Genomic DNA, 21,153 nt, shown 5'->3' with positions numbered 1-21,153 from the left:
TTAGCTAAAAGTATAGGCTAAAACGCCCATTTGTAATGGGCGCGATTTTAAACACAAATCTGTAGGAGTCTAGTCATTTTTAATCTAATTTTTTATTTTTTTCAGCAATCCATTGCGCCATATATTGCGTACTGCGCATAGTATGGTGTTTTAACATTTGTCCGGTGAAGTTTTTTTCCCTATGCGCTTTTAAATCGTTGCTTATAGAGTCAATTTTATTAATTAGCGCCGCGCTTAATTTTACTTTGTCGTACACGGTATTAAGTAGCGTGTTGCCAGCTTGTTGCGCGTGTTCAAAATCGGCTTGATTGGTGTAAAGCTCAACGGCTGCATTTGCAAAATCGTCGGTATTATTAGTCACTTTACCAGGCCATGGTAGTTCGTTGTGCATGCCCTCACTGCCTATATTGGTAGTTACACTGGGGGTTTGCATTATCATTGCTTCTAGCAGCTTGCCTTTTATACCTGCGCCAAAACGAAGTGGGGCTAAACATACGCGTGCGCTTTGCATTACCTCATAGGCGTTATCGGCCCAGCCTTTTATTAAAAAACCGGTTTTAGGGTTATTAAGTGCTGTTGCTTTTGGTGGCGGGTAAGAGCCATAAATATGCAGTTCTGCTTTTGGTAATTGCTTGCGAATAAGCGGCCATATTTTTTGTAAGTACAGCACGGCATCCCAGTTGGGGGCGTGTCTAAAGTTACCTATGGTCATAAAGTGCTCACGTTGTTCAAACGATTTAGTTTGCGCAGGTAAAGCAGTTAAATCGACCATAAAAGGGAGATGATGTAATAAACTGGCTTCTACGTTAAATACACTACTAAGTAATTGCACTTCAAAGCTTGAAATAATTAAGCTTAGGTCGCAGCGCAATATTGCGGCTATTTCGCGTTTTGCTATGTCTGAATGTAAATCGCTGGTGGTAAATTCTCGCTCGCCTTTGTGCGCTTCGTGGCGCGCATTACGTAGGCATTGTAAATCTTCGGTATCGAGTATTTTAATGGCATTAGGGCAATGTTTATCTACACGCCAGCCAAATTGCTCTTCCATCATAAAGCGGTCAAACATCACTATGTCTGGGTTGTACGCTTTAACGTACTCATCAAAACTTTCGCAGTTTAAGGCAATGCTTTGACTGGTTATACCAAAGTGATCTAGGTTTACCATGTGCTCGGTGCGCTGTGCTGGGGTGGCAAATTCTACTTGCCAATTTTGCGCTTTAAACGCATTTAATAACGACATCATGTGCGTACCCGCAGCAGACGAATTTGGCTCTGGCCATACGTAACCAATTACCAGCACTTTTTTCATTACGGTGTTTCTCTAATTTGTAGGTTTACATTTACCAGTGTTTTTACTGGTGCAGTGTTTGTTTGAAGTTGTTCTTGCAGCACTAAAATACTGCGCTTAGCAAGCTCTTGCGTGTTTATATTGGCGCAAGTAAAGCGAGGTTGCATTTCGGTAATATCAGGAATATGTAAGCAGCTTACTATATTGTTTTTTAAATGCGGGGCGGCGGCTAAAACGCCATGCGCAATTATATTATTAGCGCATACAACCGCGTCAATACTCGGATTATTAAGTAATGTGCTACTAAATATTTGCTTAGCATGTAATGGGGTGCTTTTTGAGCACGTAATAGCTGGCTCAGGGGTTATATTGTGTTTTTTACACGCGCTATTAAAGCCACTTAATAAACCTTGTGCAGATAAGCTTTCATCACCCATAAACAGTATGTTTTTAGGCGAATCATTTATTAGCTGCAATGTTACTACATGGCTTGCTTTAGTGTAGTCGGGTAAAACACACGGGGCTGAGCTGTAAGGTACTTCGTGCATTAGGCTAATAACATGGTAGGCAGCAGCAAGGTTGTCGAGCCACTGCGCACAGGTACTAGCCACAGGGCAAATTATAAATGCAGCCACTTTGTATTCTTTTAAATTATTTATTAGCTGCGTTTGGCGCTCTACGCTGTTGTTACTACTAACAATAATGGCCTGAAAAAAAGCTTCGCTTAAAGCCTGCTCTATATTTTTAGCAAGCAATGCCATAAGCGGGTTTGTTAAATCGTCAATCACTACAACCACTAAATTAGAGCGCCCTGAGCGCATAGCCGCTGCATCGCGATTATACACATAACCTAGCTCATCTATGGCTTGTAACACTTTTTGTTTGCTTTTATCGGCTACTTTATTGCTGTGTGTAAGCACCAGCGATACGGTCGATTTAGACACCCCCGCACGGTGAGCAACATCAAAAATAGTGACCGATTTAGCTTTGTTAGGCATGGTATTTTAAGCGCGCAGTAGTGAGTAAATAGCTGCGTAGTGTAGCGTATATAATGCGTTTAAGTCATCTTTTAGCCCTGTAATTTAAAGCTTAATACTTTATGAACAGAGCAAAACATGTTTATATACCTTTTATAATCTTAAAAATAACAAAAGGATAAAAACATGAACGCATTTAGGCTGTTAGTTGCCTTTATTTGTTGTGTTGTAATAATGCCAAACAGCTATGCTGAGCAAGGTTATCAAACACCTTCGCCTGAGCTAGCCGCTGTGGTAGATGCCAAATTAGCACCCACTAGTTTTTTATCGAGCGATGGCCAATGGCTTGCTTTATTTGAGCGTAAGCGCGTAGAGACGCTTGACGAGCTTGCTAAAGATGAGCTTAAACTTGCGGGTATAAAGCTTAACCCTGCTAACTTTTCGCGTTCGCGTGTTAGCGCTAAATACAGCGCGCTTGAGCTTAAGCATGTGCAAAGCGGCACCGTTATTAATATTAATAATTTACCAAACGGTATTATTCGCTCGCCTAAATGGTCATCTAACAGTAAATATTTAGCATTTGTTGTAGAGCAACAAAACCAAGCAAATTTATGGCTTTATAGTGTAGAGACAAAGCAAGCAAAAATGCTCTCAAATGCAGCGCTTAACTCAGTTATTACCGCTACGCCTTACCAATGGCTACCCGATAGCAGCGCACTGGTTGCAAATTTAGCGGTTAATATAGGTAAACCCGCGTTAAAAAACAGCAGTCAAAATGTAGTGCCTGTAATACAACAAAGCACAGGCGAAAAAGCCCCCGCGCGTACCTATCAAAACTTATTAACCAGCCCGTTTGACGAAGCACAGTTTAAATTTTACGGCCAAGGGCAATTAGCTTACGTAACGCTTGATGGCAATACACAAGCCATTGGCAGCCCTGCATTATTTAAATCGTTTTCGGTATCGCCAGATTCAACCAATATATTAGTTGCTGCGATAAACGAGCCGTTTTCGTATCAAGTACCTTACAGCCGTTTTGCCAGCACTTGGCAAATATGGGGAATGCGCGGTTACGCATTAGTCGAACTTGTAAAACAACCGCTTGCCGATAACATTCCACAAGGCTATGACAGTGTTCGCACCGGCCGCCGCGATTTTGAATGGCGCGCGGATCAAGGCGCAGAAGTTATTTGGGCCGAAGCGCAAGATGGCGGCGACATGAAAACCGATGTTAAGCACCATGATTATATTTACAGCTTACGCGCGCCGTTTAAACGCGAGCCTAAACTGTTTGCTAAAGTAGAGCGCCGCTATGCAGGTATTGTTTGGGGTAATCAAAATATTGCCATACTTAGCGACTGGCGCTTTAGCGACCGCCAAGTGCGTACGTATGTTATTCAGCCACGCAATGCAGATAAAAACCGTGTGCTTTTTTCTGAGCGAAGCTATAACGATGCGTATAAAAACCCAGGTAGCTTTATATACGAGCGTAACGATTTAGGCGCCAACGTTATTAAAATTGTTGGCGGGCGTTATATGTATCTGCGCGGTAACGGCGCGTCTGAGCAAGGTAATATTCCGTTTTTAGACCAGTACGATGTAAAAACGAATAGCAGCAAGCGTTTATGGCAATCACAAGCGCCATATTACGAGCGTGTTCGTGCATTGCTTGACGACGAAGGCGAGCGCTTTATAACTGTGCGAGAGTCTAAAACCGAGCAACCTAACTTTTTTATTCGTGATTTAGATAACGATACTCTTACGCAGCTTACTAATTTTGCTCATCCGTACCCAGCATTTAAAGGGGTTACAAAAGAGCAGTTACGTTACAAACGTGATGACGGGGTTGAGCTTTCTGGCACGCTTTATTTACCACCAGGTTACGATGTAACCCAAGGCCCGTTACCTGTACTTATGTGGGCGTACCCACTTGAATACAAAGATAAAGCCGTAGCATCACAAGTGCGCGAATCACCATACGAATTTACTTACATTGGTTATTGGGGCCCTATGCCTTACCTTGCTAAAGGTATTGCCGTATTTGACGACCCTAAAATGCCTATTGTAGGTATTGATGGTAGCGAGCCAAACGATAACTTTAGAAAGCAGCTAGTTTCAAGTGCACAAGCTGCGGTTGATGTGCTGGTTAAAAAAGGCATTGCCGATAAAAACAACATTGCTATAGCAGGGCACTCGTACGGTGCATTTATGGTGGCAAACCTATTAGCGCATAGCGATTTATTTAAAACCGGCATTGCCCGTAGTGGTGCTTACAACCGTACCTTAACGCCGTTTGGTTTTCAGGGTGAAGAGCGTGATTTTTGGCAAGCACAAAGTGTGTACGCTAACATGTCGCCGTTTTTCCATGCTGAAAAAATTAACGAGCCAATGCTGATGATTCATGGCAAAGAAGATCCTAACTCTGGAACTTTCCCAATGCAAAGTGAGCGCATGTACGCCGCCCTAAAAGGCTTAGGTAAAGACGCTCGCTTAGTTATGCTCCCTTACGAGGCACATGGTTACCGCGCTCGTAAAAGCTTATTGCATGTACTGTGGGAACAAGAGCAATGGCTAGATAAGTATTTATTAAGTGATACCGCAAAGCCAGTAGAGGTCATTACTCAGCCAGTGGCAAGTACTGAACAATAGTAGATAATAGGTAACCAATAGCGCGGCTACTTTAGCCGCGTTTTTTGCCTTTAATATAGAGAGAAAAAATGATTGATGTTGCAGCGCTTGCCGTTTTTATTCCTACCTTCTTTTTTGTATCTATCACACCGGGTATGTGTATGACCCTTGCCATGACATTAGGTATGAGCATAGGTGTAAGGCGCACATTATGGATGATGATAGGTGAGCTGTTAGGGGTCGCAAGTGTTGCTATTGCTGCGGTATTAGGTGTTGCAAGCGTAATGCTAAATTACCCTAATGCGTTCGATATTTTAAAATGGGTAGGCGGTGCATACTTAATTTATATAGGTATAAATATGTGGCGCGCAAAAGGTAAAATGTCGATTGATACACATAGCCCAAGTGATGTAAGTCGCCAGTCGCTATTTACGCAAGGCTTTGTAACTGCCATTGCTAACCCAAAGGGCTGGGCGTTTATGATCTCTTTACTACCGCCATTTATTAGCGTTGAACACGCACTCGCCCCGCAACTGTTAGTGCTTGTTTTAGTTATTATGATAAGCGAATTTATTTGCATGTTAGCGTACGCCACAGGCGGTAAAAGCCTACGTTTATTTTTAAGCCGTGGCGATAATATAAAATGGATGAACCGAATTGCAGGCAGCCTTATGGTGCTAGTAGGCATATGGCTGGCATTAGGGTAATTAAATAGCAGTTGATATTATCAATCAATTTGATATAGTTGATTTTGTCATCTATTTTAAGAGAGATACCTGTTTAATGAATACGCCTGCTTTAGTAAATTCTGCGCTCGTAGAGCCTAAAAAAACACCGATCATTTATAAAATAATGGTGATGGTAAGTATTATTGTTTTTGTAGGCGGCAGCTTAACAGGCATTATGACTTACACAAATGTAGGTATAACTGAGCATTTTTATATAGATTGGTTTACTTCGTTTTTAAGTGCGGTGTTGGTTATGGCCCCTGTGGGGTTAGCGATGACAGCCCTTATGAATGCCTTGGTGGCTAAGTTATTACCAAAAGCAAGTGAGCTAAAACGTAATTTAGTGATTAGTGTTTTTATGGCGCTTACCATGGAGTCGCTAATGGCGTTTGTAACCGCTACTAACAATATAGGTTTTGCCAATATGCGCTTATTTTATACCGCGTGGGTAGAGGGGTTATTAGCCGCGCTACCCATTGGTTTAACATTAATGCTTGTTATGTCGGTTACTGTAAAACCTAAATTAGAGCGGTTTTTAAAAAGCTAAATTGCGCTTTTTAAAAACGTTGCCGTGCGGCTATGCTCAGATTGAGCCACATCTTCTGGTTTACCTTGAGCAACAATTAAGCCGCCTTCGTCCCCCGCTCCTGGGCCAATATCAATAACCCAATCGCTGTTACTGGCTACTTGCATATCGTGCTCAACCATAATAACGGTGTTGCCCGCATCAACTAAGCCATTTAACTGCGCCATCAACATGGCTACATCTTTTGGGTGTAGGCCGGTGGTTGGTTCATCTAAAATATACAGCGTATCGCCGCGCTGCGCACGTTGCAGCTCTGTGGCAAGCTTTATGCGCTGGGCCTCTCCGCCCGATAGCTCAGTAGCAGGTTGCCCTAAACGTAAATAGCCAAGGCCTACTTGTAAGAGCGCATTTAGCGCACGTAAAATAGCGGGTTCATCGGAAAAAAATGTATGCGCTGACTCCACCGTTAAATTAAGCACATCGGCAATGGTTTTATCTTTATAGGTAATGTCGAGTGTTTTTTGGTTGTAGCGCTTGGCGTTACACACAGGGCAAGGCGAATACACGCTTGGTAAAAATAACAGCTCCACGCTTACAAAGCCTACGCCTTCGCAGTTGTCGCAACGGCCTTTTTTCACATTAAACGAAAAACGACCAGCATCGTATTTACGCGCTTTTGCCTCTTTGGTACTGGCAAACAATTTACGTACGTGAGCGAACAAACCAGTGTAAGTAGCAAGGTTTGAGCGAGGCGTGCGGCCAATGGCTTTTTGATCAACCGTTATTAGGCGCTTTATATGCTCAAGGCCCTCGGTAATTTTGCCATGGGTTGGTGTTTGGAGTTCTTGATCAAGCAAGTCGGCTTCATCGGTAGGCATTGGCGGCGGCGTTTTTTGTCCTAAAGCATCTTGAATAAGCTCGACTAAGGCTTGGCTTACTAAGCTTGATTTACCTGAGCCAGAAATCCCCGTAACACTTGTAATAACCCCAAGCGGAAATTCGGCACTGATGTTGTGTAAATTGTTACGCTCAATACCACTTAGCTTAAGCCAGGCTGCTGGAGTACGTTGTGTTTGATGATTTGGCTTTGCGTTATTGTTATGCTTAAAAAGATGCTGACTTGTATGTGAGTTGCTCACTTGCTCTAAGCCTTCAATTGGGCCGCTGTAAACAATATTACCGCCATGCGAACCCGCATTTGGCCCTACATCAACCACCCAATCGGCGTGGCGAATTACACTTGTATCGTGCTCCACCACAAATACTGAGTTACCAGCCGCTATTAGCTCATCTAGGGCGCTTAAAAGTGCTTGCGTATCGGCTGGATGTAAACCTGCCGAAGGTTCATCTAGCACATACACAACACCAAATAATTTTGAGCGAATTTGCGTTGCAAGCCGCAAGCGTTGTAATTCCCCAGCTGATAACGATGGCGTAGTACGCTCAAGCGATAAATACCCTAAACCAAGCTTAGTGAGTGCTTCTACGCGTTTGATAATGTCGCTTGTGATGCGCTTTGCCACAATGTTTTTTTCGGGGTTGGCTGCGTTACTTTTAGCGGGGTTATTGGCAGCAATGCTGAGTTTTTCTGCCAGCTCGCCAAGTGTTAATTGCGAAATTTCGCCTATATCAAGGCCTGCTACTTTAACCGATAACGACTCTTTTTTAAGTTTTTTTCCTTCGCACTGTGGGCATTGTGATATTTGCATATACTGCGACACGCGCTTTTTTGTGCGCGGACTTTGAGTGCTCGCAAATGATTGTAAAACAAAGCGTTTAGCACTTATAAAGGTACCCATGTAGCTGGGGCTTTCTTCATTTTTAATAGCCGCTTGGGTTTGCTCAAGCGTGTACTCGGGAAACACGGGTACTGTGGGCGTGTCGTCGGTAAACAAAATCCAATCACGGGCTTTTTTGGGCAGGGTATTCCACGGTTTATTAATATCGTAACCTAACGAGGTAAGAATACGGCTTAGGTTTTTACCTTGCCAAGCTGGCGGCCATGCTGCAATGGCGCGCTCTTTAATTGATTTAGTAGGGTCGGGCACTAACAGCTTTTCGGTTACGTTAAATACGCGGCCAATACCATGGCACTCTGGGCAGGCGCCTTGTGGTGTATTTGGCGAAAACGCATCGGCATACAGTATACCTTGCCCTTTGGGGTATTCGCCCGCGCGTGAGTAAAGCATTCGCAGCGCGTTAGAAATAGTGGTTACGCTACCCACCGATGAACGTACCGAGGGTGCACCACGCTGTTGTTGTAATGCTACCGCGGGTGGCAGCCCTTCAATCGAATCTACATCGGGCTCATCTACTTGGTCTATTAATCTGCGCGCATAAGGCGATACCGAATCAAGATAACGATGCTGTGATTCGGCAAATAATGTTCCAAAGGCGAGCGATGATTTACCCGAGCCCGATATACCAGTAAAAACAACAAGTGAATTACGGGGCAAGTTTACATCCACATTTTTTAAGTTATGAACACGCGCACCTCGTACTTGAATGCTGTGCTCTGGGTTTAATAAAGCCGATTGCGCATTACTAACCTCATGTGAATTTTTAGGTGTGGTTGCCATGTAATTTACTCCTGTTTAATAACCATGTGTTTATTAACGTGCCGCAAAGTATTAATACTAATGGGGAGTCACTGAATGAGCGCTTAGTTAGTTTACTGAGCGTTTAATAGAGTGTTTACATAATAGGTAAAAACTGCGAGTATAAATTTCAATCAATCAATCAAGCAAAGTCGAAATTTAAAAGGACGTTTAATTGTGGCAAAAATTGTAGTTAGCTTTTTATTTTTATTAGTACTTTGCGCCAATGTGTGTGCAGCGCAAAATAATGTACTAAACGTTGACCGAGCCATACCAAATAGCATGCACTTGTCGTTTCCAAACGATAATAATATAACGCCTAAAAAGTCTGACTTTTCTATTGCAAACTATGTACTTATGAGCAACGAAATAGGAGAGCGTTGGGCGGTTATTACCCTTACTAATTTAGCCTCTGGTAAGCGAGAGCTTAATCAAGAACACGTATTAGCGCTGTTTGCAGATGGCAGCAGGCTAACACCAAGTGAATTTAAATTAGGCTTTAAAGGCAATCAAACACAGTCGGTAACGGTATCGTTTACTGAGCATACGTTTCCTATTTTAAGTGTGTATACCAGTAATGATCAGTAACATGTTTTTAGATAAGTTAAATATGTAGCAATTGCTTTAGTTTATCGGCACCGGCTCTGCTGGTGCTTAGCTCAGATTTAATATTATCATTTACAATCACCATTAGCTTGCCGTTAAACCAACGCTGTATTTCTTTAATGTGGTCAACGTTAACCAAATAACTTCGATGAATTCGTACAAAATTATGTTCTGCTAAAGCAAGTTCAAGCTGATCGAGCGTATCGCTTAAATGATGAAATGTATCGCCATTCCACGCCAAACTATTGCCTTGCTCCGATTTAATAAATTTAATGTCACTTGGGGAGAGTAAAAATATCCGCTCACCGTTTTTACTAATGAGCTTATTTATGGTGTTTTTGGTTAATGTAAAGGTTTGCTCGTTGGGTTCATGATTGACTAGCGTATGGGCACGTTGTTGCTCTAGTTGCTGCTGCGCTTTAGCGAGAGCTTTTTTTAGCCTAGCAATAGGAAAAGGTTTGAGTAAGTAGTCAGTTGAGGCCTGCTCAAAAGCTTCAATTGCAAATTGGTCATACGCGGTTGTATAAATAATAATGGGCTGGTAGTTAAGTAAATCAATAAGCTCTAAGCCATTGATTTCAGGCATTTGGATATCAAGTAATACCACATCAGGAGTCAGCTCATTTATTAAGGTAATGGCCTCTTTGCCATTTGTGGCCATACCCACTACTTCAACATGCTCCATTAAACTCAATTGATGGCTTAATTTTTCGCGAGCGGGAAGCTCGTCATCGGCAAATAATACGCGCATTTTAGTTACTGTATTTGGCTGGTTTTTGCTGCTCATAGTGTTAGCTCCAACGTAACCACTGCACCATTATTATTGCTCAGTAGTACCTTACTTTTACCAAGTTGTTTAACGCGTTTTAGTATGTTTTTCATTCCTACACCACTGCCATGGCCGTGTTTTATTACCTCGCTCGAAAAACCCTTACCGTTATCGCTAATTTGTATTTTAACGCCGTTAGGTAGCTCACTAAGCGTTATATTAAGTATTAACGACGTTTGTTTGGCGTTATGTTTAATGGCGTTTTCAATAATTGGTTGAATAAGTAGCGGGGGCAGCGATATGTTTTTAAGCGTATTGGGAATGTGGTAATTAACTTTGAGTTTATCGCCAAAGCGGGCTTTTTCAATATTTAGGTACTTTTCTATTATTGTAAGCTCTTGCTGTAAAGGTATTTGTTGTTGCTCTGCGGTGTCGAGGGAATACCTTAAAATATCAGCCAGTTCATGCAGTACTTCATCGGCTAAATCAGGGTTTGTATGAATATAAGCCGAAATTGTATTTAAGCTATTAAACATAAAATGTGGGTTTAGTTGGTAGCGCAATGTAGCAAGTTGCGCTTGTTTAAGCGCGTGTTTTTCGGCTGTTGCGCGTTTTTTGTTTTCAATAAAAATACTGGTAAAGTAAATACACGAGCCCCAAAGTAAGCCGTTAAAAACAACAAACACCCCCATCGATTTGTGCCCATCAAAAAGCTGTGTGAGTACTATATCGGTAACTACATTACCAAGTGCCATAAATACAACTGCTATTAACCATTCAAACGCTATTTTGTTAATGTGTTTATTGCGCAGGTAAAAAATAACCGCTGCCGCACTCCAAACAGGAACCCAGTAAAAAGTAACAAACCACACGGTAGCAGCGAGTGCACTACCCGCAGTAAAGGGCGCAGAGTTAGCAATTATGAGCCCAAGGGCATAAGCAATATCTACAACAAGTAAAATAAAAAAGCTGTATTTATAAAAAGGATGTTTGAGCATAATATGTGCTTCTTTTTGTAATTGATTAAACCATAACAAAAAACAGTCAAAACCCAAAGAGTTTGTGTTTTGACTGCTACTCTTTTAAAAGTAAGTTAGCTCTTTGATTTGTAGTGTATTTTTTAATGGTTCATTGCTTGCGTCTGGCATTTTACGCCACATTAAGTTTACTCCAGTTAATTCTTTGGCCGACCACGTTACGGGGCTACCAAAGCCAAATTGTTTAAATGTAGTGAAAGGAATATCAAGTGTTGTCCACTCATCGCGCGGCTTTAAAAGTACACTAAAGTGATCCCAATCTTTTACATCACTATGATAAACAGACAAAGCAAAAGGCGTGCTTGAACCTTTATACGTTAGTCGAATACCTTTAAATGATGAGGCATCAGCCGGCGATGTAAATTTTATTTCAGCGCCTGCCCACGCGCCAAAGCTGGTTGGCTGTGTAATGGTTGTATCAATAGTTAAGCTGTTTTTATTTGTGGTAAGTGTTGCCACAGACTGACCACCCATTACCGAGTCGCTCAAGGTTTGCCATGGTGTATCACCGGTAAAATCATCAATAATATTCTGCGCTTGGCGGCTTTTAACTTCTTCATTACAAGTGGGGCCTTGTGGTGTTATAGCCTTGTTTTGCGCAATTAAGGCTGGGCGGTCTACTTGTACTCCTGCTTTATAAACCTCTGAGATAGTATGAATATGGTTTATATCATCAAGTGGGTTTTGCTTAAGCAGTACAAAGCTTGCCTCAAAGCCATTAGCCAGCTTGCCAATGCTCTCGGCTTTATTAATCGCTTTTGCGCCGTTAACTGTGGCTGCATTAATTATTTCACCATTTGTTAAGCCTGCTTTTTTAAGCGCATCTAGCTCGTTATGTAACCCAGTACCGTGCAGCGTGTAAGGGTTTCCGGCATCAGAGCCTGTGCCTATAGTAATATTAGCTTTATGTAGCTTTTGTATATTTGCATAAGCGGTTTTTCGCTCCTCCCACGCGTACTCTTTCCATTTTGAAGGTGCAGGCACGTTATCAAACAAACACCCTTGTAGCTTTTCTGGGATGGTTTTTAGTAACTCGCTTTGTGAGCTAATAGTATGGTTATGCTTTTCATCGCTATGGTTATGATACACCGCAAGGGTAGGAATGTAGGTTACTTTATGCTGTTTCATTAGCGTAATAAATTCATCGTCAATCCCTTCGCTATTAATACCGTGGGCTAAAGCCGTTGCACCGGCTTTAATAGCGCGTTTAGCATCATCTAGTGTAGAAACATGCACAAAATACGGTAAATTAGCCGCTGCAGATCGTTTACCTAGCTCGCTTAATTGGCTATCAGTTAATGATTTACCCACACCGCCAAAGGTTTCAATAACCGCTTTAGTTACATGTGGCTTAGTGCTTATATGTTTTTGCCATAGTGCTGCTATGTCTTCATCTTTTGCAATTTCGTATGCGTGGCCGCCAAACTGCGTGCCGTGTCCGCCAGGGTTAGTAAACAAAGTACCCGCATAAAAAAGGTTAGGGGTTAGTTGGGCTTCTTTTAATTGCGCGGCTTCGTTTAGGGTTTGCTCAAACGAAAACAAATCAACAATATTAGTTACGCCTAAATACAAATTAGAATTAAAGTGCGATTTAACCGGCAAATACTGAAACTCAGTAAAGTTACTACCCGATGAACCCAAATGTACATGTAAATCAATTAAACCAGGTATTGCATATTGGTTGTTGGCGTTAATTGTTTTATCTGCGTTTTGTAGTGGGTCAGTCGCTTTAGTAATACTTACTATTTTACCCTCGTCAATATACAGCGAACTCGGCACAGAAAAGCTTTGCGAACTACTTTGGTATAAACGAATGTTGTCGACCCGCAGGTCAATGGCATACGCACTAAAGTGGCTTGCTAAACTCAGAGCTATAACTGTTTTTGTAATAATGTTCATGACTATATTCCTTATCAATAAATAGGTATTTGGCGTTTTGTTGATAAGAAATTTAGCGAGCTTTTTAACCTGCTTCATTAATGTTTATCTGAATCGACATTATTAGAGGTTGAACCGACATAAAAGTAAATAAGCGTTGTGGTGGGGTACTCAGGCTAACTAAATTAAGTTTTTAAAGGGCCGCGATGAGCGAGAAGCAGTAACTCAGTTGAGTCGACATTAGTTTAGTAATAATAGGAGGAAACTCTCCTCTTATTTACATGTTTATATAAGCTACATAAAGCATAATATTTATAGTTGGCAATAGCTTACGCTATTTGCTATTAATATAAGTACATAAAATAAGGACGTTTTGGCGCTAAAATAAGGAAAGTGTCCTCTGATAAAGTTGTTAGGTTTACATGAAGTATTTATTTTTAATCTCACTAATCGTGTCTTTTTCTTCACTGAGCAACGAAGTAGTCAATAATCAGATTGAAAATACCATTAAATCTTACTTGGAAGTTAGAGAAGGTTACGTGGTAAAGAATAAAATTAAAGGAGTTATTGATGGTTATAGCAAAGAGATAACTATTATTCAGTGGTCTATGCTTGGAGCAACATATTGGCAAGATTATTTATCAGTTTTTAGTGCTGATAATAGTGAAGTTTCAACTATGAAGCTTTTTGGTATTGTTCAAAATGTTCAAGTTAAAGCAGGAATTATTCGGGTTAACATTAAGCAAAAAATGCCTGATGATCCTCGCTGCTGTCCTAGTGGTGAAGAGGAACAATTTTATCATCTTAAAAATGGGGATTTAACTCGTCTAAAGTAAACCTAACAAGGCACTAAAGTAGGACGCTGCTCCTCACCCGTTTTAGTGGGGCGTTAGCTGATTGGCGCAAATAATAAGAACAACTCAACAATTAAATATTTTCTAAAGGAGTTCGAAATATGCAAGAAGACACTGTTAAGTCGACTATAGCAACCATTCAGAATGGCGTGGCTAAAGGGGATGGTAAGCTCTGGGTAACTGAAAGCGAAGTCAACTTTGAATCGTTCCACAACGGCGCCGGACTTGGGTCATACAAAATTGAGCGAAAGTCAATTTCAAAAGTAGACAAATGTTTGGGCAAAGGAGCAGGTATTATTCCTTTAACATCGGATGCCATAGAAATTTCGTTGCAAGACGGTAGTACATATCAATTTATCGTGTCGAACCCAAGTGAATGGATAAGTTTACTTAACAAATAATCAGCAAACAAATTGCTTAAATTGAAAAATAACTGCTGGCTATCGCTTCGCGATTGTAGCCAACCATTATCTTCCGTTTAAAAAGGCGTTATGCGCAAAGGAGGTTAGTTACATGGTAAGTTCTATCCCTTTAATTTTTATATCTATACTTATTTTTGTTCAAATAAAAAAATTCAAAGATCTGTGTAAATATTTATCTTATACCTACCCAGAAGAATGGAAAAAATTATCCCATAACTCTTTAGGTAGCTCTCAATGGTCTGTTACAAATGCAAATTTAAGTGAATCACTTAAAACAGGTTTTTTTTCAACTGTAGTCGATGGAAAAATAAGACAGTTTAAAAAATTTAGATTATTTAATATGTACTTAATGGGGGCGGCGGTATTGCTACAATTAAACCTAGTATATCTGCAGTAGTGTACGCTTAATAAACTGTTAATAGTGCGTTAGGCTCATAGTTAATAATCTACTATATTTAAATTTTAATGAGTAAAGGAATATAAAATGAAAAAATATCTGTTTTAATTTCAATGTGCTTTTTAACTGCTTGTAGTAATACTAACGATGTATCAAGCAACAAAAGACTGCGGAGCTGCTGCTATCGTTGCTAATATCAGAGAAGTTAATAACTGGAATACTAAATACAGAAACTCAAAAACGGCTCCATTACATAAAGCATCAGCACCTAGAAAAGCCTCGTGTAAATAAGCGTAAAAAGCTAATCAAGTGGGACTGTGCTGCTAAAGCATGGCTCAGCTCAACATTATAGCCATGCATTACCTGGTGCGTTTTTTTACTTCAAGTTTAGAGCGTTAATGGAATATTTATGCCAATAAAAAAGTGGATTGTCCAATACGCAATAGCTCTACCAATTATTTTTGTTCTGCTAACTAGTGTTCAATACTTAAAAGGCAGAAGTCTAGAATACTCTATTGGATTTGGTATATCGTGGGCATTGGTGTCGGTAACTATTTTTGCTATTAGACGTTCTTACAATTATCGCAAAAATATTAATTGTGCTGTATGTAATGATTTACCTAATAATAACCAAGACTCTGATAGTAAGTAAATATAACAACAAGTGACTAAGGTTACGACCGTCCGCTCATTTCACTCTTAAGCCACTCGACAACATAAAATGTGATAATAATTGGCAAGGTATTTTACTGTGTCGGATGGCACTTCGCTTATCCGACCTACACTTACACAAGTCGCTTATTTGGATTCACCTACTACCCAAAATAAAACGCTCATTCAACACTAATACCTTGGCTTAAAAGGTACTCCACAGCTGTATTAGTGTGGGGTTTAAATGCCTTCCAACGGCCGATTGCTTTATTGTTAAGTGGTTGGCGTACCTGCACTTTACTTGCAGTAGATACCGGCGCGGTGTTTAAGTGAAAGTCTATACACTGTGCTTGCCACTCTAAATTACAAAAGCTAACTAGCTCTTTTATTTGCTGCTCGGGCTGGGCGACTAGTTCTTCGTATTTTACTAATTTTATATTGCTATGCAGGGCGCTAAAGTGCTGCATGAGTTTATAAAAGCGGCTATAAAATTTGGCTGTGTCGAGTAAATCGAGCGAGTACGCGTAGTAGGGGTTATTAATGGTAAATAACTGGCGATAGTTACCAATGCAGGTGTCCATTGGGTCGCGTAGCATGCAAATAATTTTCGCGTTTGGCAGGGCTTTGGTTATTAAGTCGATATAAAAAAAGTTAAACGGGAGTTTATCTATAAAGTGCTTATGGCTGCCGGTGGTTACGCGGGTGGCGTTTAAATACGTTGTCCCAAGCTGATCAAAATTAAGCTCATACGCTTTAGTGAGTGTTTGAGTATCGAGTACATGCGATGTTTGAGTTTGGCTTAATTTTTTAACGCTTAGGCCAAAGTCTTGTAATTCACCGGCTGATTGTACGTCGCTGTGGCTCGATAAAATACGCTCAACCAATGTGGTGCCAGAGCGGGGCATACCTAATACAAAAATAGGCTCTTGCGTTGGGTTGCCGTGTGTTAGCGCGTGTTTATGCTGCTCACTTAAATGTTTAATGTGTTCAAATAACTCAGTTGAGCTTTTATGATCAAAAGGCTGCATAGCGCGTTTAGTGACTTTTCCTTGCTCTAGGCTGTTAAACGCATCATCAAACTTGCCTATGTCTTGGTACTCTTTTGCAAGTGCGTGGCCAATGTGTAATTTTGCATCGGGGTGTGTTACTTGCTCAAAGACGTTTTTTAAGCGTTCAATATGGTTATTTTGCAGCGTGGCTTTGGTTAAGTCGCTTAATGCGAAATGGCTTGCATGGTGAAGTGGGTTTAGCGCAATGGCGCTTTCAAAGGCATTTTTGGCTTGTTCAAATTGGCCTAAAAATTTAGCGCTTACCCCTAAATTATAATAAAACTGAGGTTGCGGTTTATTTGCATGGTTAGCCAGTTCAATAGCGCAGTTAAAGTAGTTTAGTGCCTCTTTGTGTAGGCCTGCTTGCGTAAGTGCAACACCTAGGGTGTCGGCATCAAGACTCTTTTGTATTTGCTCAACGGGTATCGCTAAAGCGGTGTTTTTGGCTTTGGTAAGCTCACCTGTTAATGCGTAACACTTTGCAAGCTGCGCGGTGTATTCAATGCTTTTACCAAGGCTAAGGGCCTTTTCTATTAGCTTTATGGCTTTGTGAATTTGCCCTACGCGTAAATTAACCATGGCCAGTAAAAAGTAGCCATCGGCAAAGTCGCTTTTTTGAGTCACTAATTCAACGAGGGCTTTATGGGCACGTTGTATATTACCTTGGTTTAAATACTCAATGGCGCTTTGATGAAGTTGCTTTAAGTTTGGCTGCATGATGTTTGTTTTATTTATGTGTTAATAAAGAAAAAAGGCTCAAATAAATTTGAGCCTTATAACATTGTTTAAAAGTGACTATAAATTATATTTCAAATTTGTAGTTAAATTTAACGCCTACTGTTAGTGGGCGATTAATATAGTGGCCGTAGTTACGTTGTATGTCGGCGCCATTTGCTGATGTTATGTCTGCATCTGAGCGACGTACTGATGTAAATGCATATTTGTCGAATAGATTATCAACATAAAGAGTTGTTGACCACTCATCGGCTGTTAACTTAGCAGAAATATTACTTAAGCTGTAACCTGGCAGGGTTTCACCGTTGTCGTGCAGGCCTACTCTTGTGATTACATCGCTTTGGGCGGTTAAACCGTAGTTAATATCAAGGGTTTTATCGCTAAATACATCTGTTTGATAGTTTACACCCATAGAGAACTGGTGCTCTGGCGAGCCCGGTAAACGGTCGCCGTCTTCTGCGCCATCGGTGCCATCGGCATTAAATAAAAATGGGGCGTCTGAGGTTAGCTCTGCTTTAGTGTATGCGTATGTTGCGTACACGGTAAATGAGTCAGATAAAATAGCACGGGTAGATAGCTCAATACCTTTTGCGTTGGCAGAGCCTGCATTAGATAAGTACGGTAATTGGCCTACATCTGTTGCGCCTGCAATTTGCGCATCTTCCCAATCTACATTAAATAAAGCGGCGTTAAAGTGTAATTGGCTTCTAAACCAGGTGCTTTTAAGGCCTAGCTCGTAGTTTGTTGTGGTATCGGCATCGTAAAGCATTTCTTCTGGGCTACCACAACCTGCTTGGTTAGCTGGTAATGGATCAGGACACGGTGCTAAACCATTTGAGCCACCAATTCTAAAGCCTTCACTTACCGTTGCATAACCCATTACTGATGGAGTGAACTGGTATTTAGCGTTAAATTTAAATAGGCTGCCGTTGTCGTCTGCTTCATTTTTTTCAAAATTTAATGAAATCGCATCAGGTGCTGCGCCATCAAATAGGGTATTAAATAGCGGGAAGTCGACAGCTGACTCAGATTCAACGTCGTATTGGTATAAACGCATACCTAAAGTTACGTCTAGTTTTTCTGTTACTTGGTAGCCTATTTCGCCAAATAAAGCTGATTCTGTTATTTCGGTACGATCTACCGAGAAGTACTCAAGTTGATCTGGACGAGATTGCGATGCGCCAAAGTTTTCTACGGCAAAATCACCAAAGCCTGGGGTAAATTCTTTACTTGAGGCGTCTGTTTCTATTTTGTTGTAAAACGCGCCTACAATCCAATTTAGGTCGCTGTCGCTTTGCGATACTAAACGAAGCTCTTGCGTGAAGGTATCTTCTTCGTCAATTTCACGTGTGTATGATGAAAACGCAGGGAACTCTTCATAACCGTAATCTAGGCGGATAAGTAAATCGGTTTGGTCACGTTGGCCGTCGGCATCAAAGCTTGAAATACCGGTTGCCGATACAAGCTCTGCAAAACCTAGGTCGGCTTTTAGCTCTAGGCTTAGTAGTTGATCTTCTTTTTCGCGCGGCTCTTCATAACGATAAGCCGACTCGTATTTACCTACAATATCGCTTAAACCGTTATCATCGTTTAGGCTGTTGTAATGAACAATTGAACGGCCTTCGCTGTCTTGATTTTGGTAAAAGTAATTAAGTGTCCCTTCAAATGTTTCGCTTGGTTTCCAACGTACAGAAATACGGCCTGTGGTAGTTGTTTCGCCGTTAGCATCTTCAACATTTTTAATATTGTTGTTTACTTCGTCGGCGTTACTCCAATCAGGGTCCGGTAGCGATACACCTGGCTCACGCACTGTGTAAGCATAATCAATAAAGCCTGGGTCTTCGTATACGTTCAAGCTTGCACGTACTGCAAGTTCATCTTCAATAAGTGGCAGGTTTACTATAAAGCCGCCTTCGCCGCCTAACGAGTCACTTTCTTGGGTTTGAAACATATCACCAAATATTTCTACCGTCGTAAAATCAAGCTCTGGCTCTTTAAGCATGTAACGAATTGCGCCGCCTAAAGTACCAGCACCATAAAGGGTACCTTGTGGCCCAATAAGTACTTCTACACGCTCTATGTCAACTAAACGCATATCAACTGACACTGGAATTTCGTTAACGTATGTGGCTACGGTGCCGCCATCTGATGATGGACCCGACGAGTTAGTGTTTAAACCACGAACTATAATCGGTGAGCCTGAGCGACCACCTTGATCGGTAATTGTTAAACCAGGTACCCAACGCGCTACATCGGCTAATTCGCCAATGTTTTGATCTTTCATTACATCGGCATCAAGTGCGGTAATGTTTAGCGGTGCATTTTGTACCGATCCGCTGCGTCTTGTTGCTGTAACTTCGATTACTTCGAGTGATTTGTTTTTAGCGGTGGTTTCTTGTTGTGCCACAGCCGAGTTAGAAAATAAAAATGCGCCAGATACAGCGCTCGAAATAGCCAAGGTTAGCAAGCTTGGTTTAAACATAAAAAGTGATCCCCAGATTCAAAATTTAACACCAGTTAATATAAGTTAACCAGTTTATCAGGGAGTTAAAGTGGTGGGAATATTAAAATTGAATTTTAATTCACTTTTTTGGAATAAATATAGCTAGTTACACAACAAAAAATTATATAAATATGTATAACATCCAAGTAATTGGCTAATTAAGGTACAAGGTAGCATATTTTACTCGTTGAGCAAATGTAAATAGCCATTCATATTAGTTAATTACCTAAATGTATTAATACGGTTAAAAAACCTATAAGGCCCTGTTGAATATTTTGCTCAACGGTATTTATTCACGTTTTAGCACTATAAAAGTGAAGTTTGATCCCCATTAACCCTTCATACCGTAAGCTATAGCATTTCGTACTAAAGTACGCGTATTTAAGGAATATTTATGAGCCAATTATTCTCACCTTTAAAGCTCGGTGAACTCACTTTAGACAACCGCATTATTATTGCGCCTATGTGCCAGTACTCAGCAAATCAGGGGTCTGCCAGTGATTGGCACACTATTCATTTAGGGCAATTGAGCTTAAGTGGTGCAGGGCTATTAATTTTAGAGGCCACCGCGGTAAGCCCTGAGGGGCGCATTAGTTACGCCGATTTAGGGCTTTGGAATAACGAAACCCAGCAAGCACTGGGCAAAAGCTTAAAAGCGCTTAGGCAATACAGTCCTATGCCTATTGGCGTTCAGCTTGCGCATGCAGGGCGAAAAGCATCTACTGAAAAACCGTGGGATGGCGGTGGTGCAATTGCACCTAGCGATGAAAACGGCTGGCAAACACTTGCGCCTTCAGCCATTGCCTACGATGACAGCGCCTACCAACCAAAGGCTATGACAAAATCGGATATAACCCAGCTAATAAACGATTTTGCAAGTGCAGCAAAACGCGCTGATGAGCTAGGGCTTGATTTAATTGAGCTACATGGTGCGCATGGTTATTTGTTACACCAGTTTTTATCGCCACTTTCAAACAAGCGTGATGATGAATACGGGGGCAGTTTGCAAAACCGTATGCGCCTTGTGCTTGATGTGTTTAAAGCACTAAGAGCTGAATTTGCAAGCCATAAACCGGTAGGTATTCGTATCTCTGCTACTGATTGGGTAGAAGGTGGCTGGGATTTAGCACAATCTATTGAGCTTGCTAAAGCATTAGATAAGCTTGGCTGCGATTTTATTCACGTAAGTACAGCAGGGCTAAGCCCAGAGCAACAAATACCGGTTAAACCTAACTTTCAGGTACCATTTGCAACCGCTATTAAAGAGGTAGTAAGTATGCCGGTAATAGCCGTAGGTTTAATCACTGAGCCACAACAAGCCGAAGATATTATTAGCGAACAGCAAGCCGATGGCGTAGCACTAGCGCGAGGTATTTTGTATAACCCGCATTGGCCTTGGCATGCTGCAGCGCAGCTTGGTGCAACCGTTAATGCGCCTAAGCAGTACTTGCGATCTAGCCCACATGGGCAGCCTTCACCTATTAAGTAACTTACATTTTTACATTTAC

16 protein-coding genes are annotated in these 21,153 nt (G+C 41.2%); 8 read left to right on the top strand and 8 right to left on the bottom strand.

What is annotated here, in order from left to right; translation table 11 throughout:
• Positions 1–79: 79 nt before the first annotated feature.
• Both CWC04_RS04685 and CWC04_RS04680 read right to left on the bottom strand, forming a co-directional pair.
• Positions 80–1,309, bottom strand: coding sequence for a glycosyltransferase (locus CWC04_RS04685; protein ID WP_138684748.1), 1,230 nt, complete (start codon positions 1,307–1,309; stop codon positions 80–82).
• Positions 1,309–2,286 carry a LacI family DNA-binding transcriptional regulator gene (locus CWC04_RS04680; RefSeq protein WP_138684747.1) on the bottom strand — a complete coding sequence of 326 codons (978 nt, stop codon included), beginning with the start codon at positions 2,284–2,286 and terminating at the stop codon, positions 1,309–1,311. The genes CWC04_RS04685 and CWC04_RS04680 overlap by 1 nt, the downstream gene beginning before the upstream one ends.
• 165 nt (positions 2,287–2,451) lie before the next feature.
• Here CWC04_RS04680 and CWC04_RS04675 point away from each other — a divergent pair, with 165 nt between their 5' ends.
• From CWC04_RS04675 to CWC04_RS04665, 3 genes are all read left to right on the top strand, one after another.
• Positions 2,452–4,914 (top strand): S9 family peptidase, encoded by a 2,463-nt coding sequence (locus tag CWC04_RS04675; protein ID WP_138684746.1) that lies wholly within the window; start codon positions 2,452–2,454, stop codon positions 4,912–4,914.
• 68 nt (positions 4,915–4,982) lie between these two features.
• A complete protein-coding gene (locus tag CWC04_RS04670) occupies positions 4,983–5,600 on the top strand; it encodes a LysE family translocator (RefSeq protein ID WP_024032743.1) in 618 nt (205 codons plus the stop codon).
• A 76-nt stretch (positions 5,601–5,676) separates the two neighbouring features.
• Positions 5,677–6,168, top strand: coding sequence for a DUF2798 domain-containing protein (locus tag CWC04_RS04665; protein WP_138684745.1), 492 nt, complete (start codon positions 5,677–5,679; stop codon positions 6,166–6,168).
• Here CWC04_RS04665 and uvrA read toward each other — a convergent pair.
• Entirely contained in the window at positions 6,165–8,726 is a 2,562-nt protein-coding gene (gene uvrA, locus CWC04_RS04660) for an excinuclease ABC subunit UvrA (protein WP_138684744.1), read from the bottom strand. The genes CWC04_RS04665 and uvrA overlap by 4 nt on opposite strands.
• Positions 8,727–8,921: 195 nt before the next feature.
• Between uvrA and CWC04_RS04655 the strand changes: the two genes are divergently transcribed.
• Complete coding sequence (locus tag CWC04_RS04655) at positions 8,922–9,332, top strand: hypothetical protein (protein WP_054981758.1); 411 nt, start codon at positions 8,922–8,924, stop codon at positions 9,330–9,332.
• Positions 9,333–9,348: 16 nt separating this feature from the next.
• On the opposite strand, the gene CWC04_RS04650 is transcribed toward CWC04_RS04655, so the two are convergent.
• From CWC04_RS04650 to CWC04_RS04640, 3 genes are read right to left on the bottom strand one after another with little or no spacing between them, the layout of a single operon-like run.
• Positions 9,349–10,137: a LytR/AlgR family response regulator transcription factor gene (locus CWC04_RS04650; protein WP_138684743.1), complete on the bottom strand. Its 789-nt coding sequence runs from the start codon at positions 10,135–10,137 to the stop codon at positions 9,349–9,351.
• Complete coding sequence (locus CWC04_RS04645; protein ID WP_138684742.1) at positions 10,134–11,174, bottom strand: sensor histidine kinase; 1,041 nt, start codon at positions 11,172–11,174, stop codon at positions 10,134–10,136. Before CWC04_RS04645 ends, CWC04_RS04650 begins: the two co-directional genes overlap by 4 nt.
• A 27-nt stretch (positions 11,175–11,201) precedes the next feature.
• On the bottom strand, positions 11,202–13,055 hold the full coding sequence (locus CWC04_RS04640; protein ID WP_138684741.1) for a CIA30 family protein: 1,854 nt from the start codon (positions 13,053–13,055) through the stop codon (positions 11,202–11,204).
• Between the two features lie 401 nt (positions 13,056–13,456).
• On the opposite strand from CWC04_RS04640, the gene CWC04_RS04635 reads away from it, so the two are divergent.
• The 3 genes from CWC04_RS04635 to CWC04_RS04625 all read left to right on the top strand — a co-directional run bounded on the left by CWC04_RS04635 (position 13,457) and on the right by CWC04_RS04625 (position 14,707).
• Positions 13,457–13,870 (top strand): hypothetical protein, encoded by a 414-nt coding sequence (locus CWC04_RS04635; RefSeq protein ID WP_138684740.1) that lies wholly within the window; start codon positions 13,457–13,459, stop codon positions 13,868–13,870.
• 119 nt (positions 13,871–13,989) lie between these two features.
• Positions 13,990–14,289 carry a hypothetical protein gene (locus CWC04_RS04630; RefSeq protein ID WP_126009197.1) on the top strand — a complete coding sequence of 100 codons (300 nt, stop codon included), beginning with the start codon at positions 13,990–13,992 and terminating at the stop codon, positions 14,287–14,289.
• 112 nt (positions 14,290–14,401) lie between these two features.
• Positions 14,402–14,707, top strand: coding sequence for a hypothetical protein (locus CWC04_RS04625; protein WP_126009195.1), 306 nt, complete (start codon positions 14,402–14,404; stop codon positions 14,705–14,707).
• An 833-nt stretch (positions 14,708–15,540) separates the two neighbouring features.
• Here CWC04_RS04625 and CWC04_RS04615 read toward each other — a convergent pair.
• Positions 15,541–17,124 (bottom strand): tetratricopeptide repeat-containing sulfotransferase family protein, encoded by a 1,584-nt coding sequence (locus CWC04_RS04615; protein WP_138684739.1) that lies wholly within the window; start codon positions 17,122–17,124, stop codon positions 15,541–15,543.
• An 85-nt stretch (positions 17,125–17,209) separates the two neighbouring features.
• Positions 17,210–19,624, bottom strand: coding sequence for a TonB-dependent receptor (locus CWC04_RS04610; RefSeq protein WP_138684738.1), 2,415 nt, complete (start codon positions 19,622–19,624; stop codon positions 17,210–17,212).
• A 415-nt stretch (positions 19,625–20,039) separates the two neighbouring features.
• Between CWC04_RS04610 and CWC04_RS04605 the strand changes: the two genes are divergently transcribed.
• A complete protein-coding gene (locus tag CWC04_RS04605; protein WP_138684737.1) occupies positions 20,040–21,134 on the top strand; it encodes an NADH:flavin oxidoreductase/NADH oxidase in 1,095 nt (364 codons plus the stop codon).
• The last annotated feature ends 19 nt before the right edge of the window (positions 21,135–21,153 follow it).

Source organism: Pseudoalteromonas sp. S2893, assembly GCF_005887105.1.
Classification (GTDB): domain Bacteria; phylum Pseudomonadota; class Gammaproteobacteria; order Enterobacterales; family Alteromonadaceae; genus Pseudoalteromonas; species Pseudoalteromonas atlantica.
The sequence above is the reverse complement of the archived record's forward strand: the minus strand, read 5'-3'. Positions and strand labels throughout refer to the sequence as shown.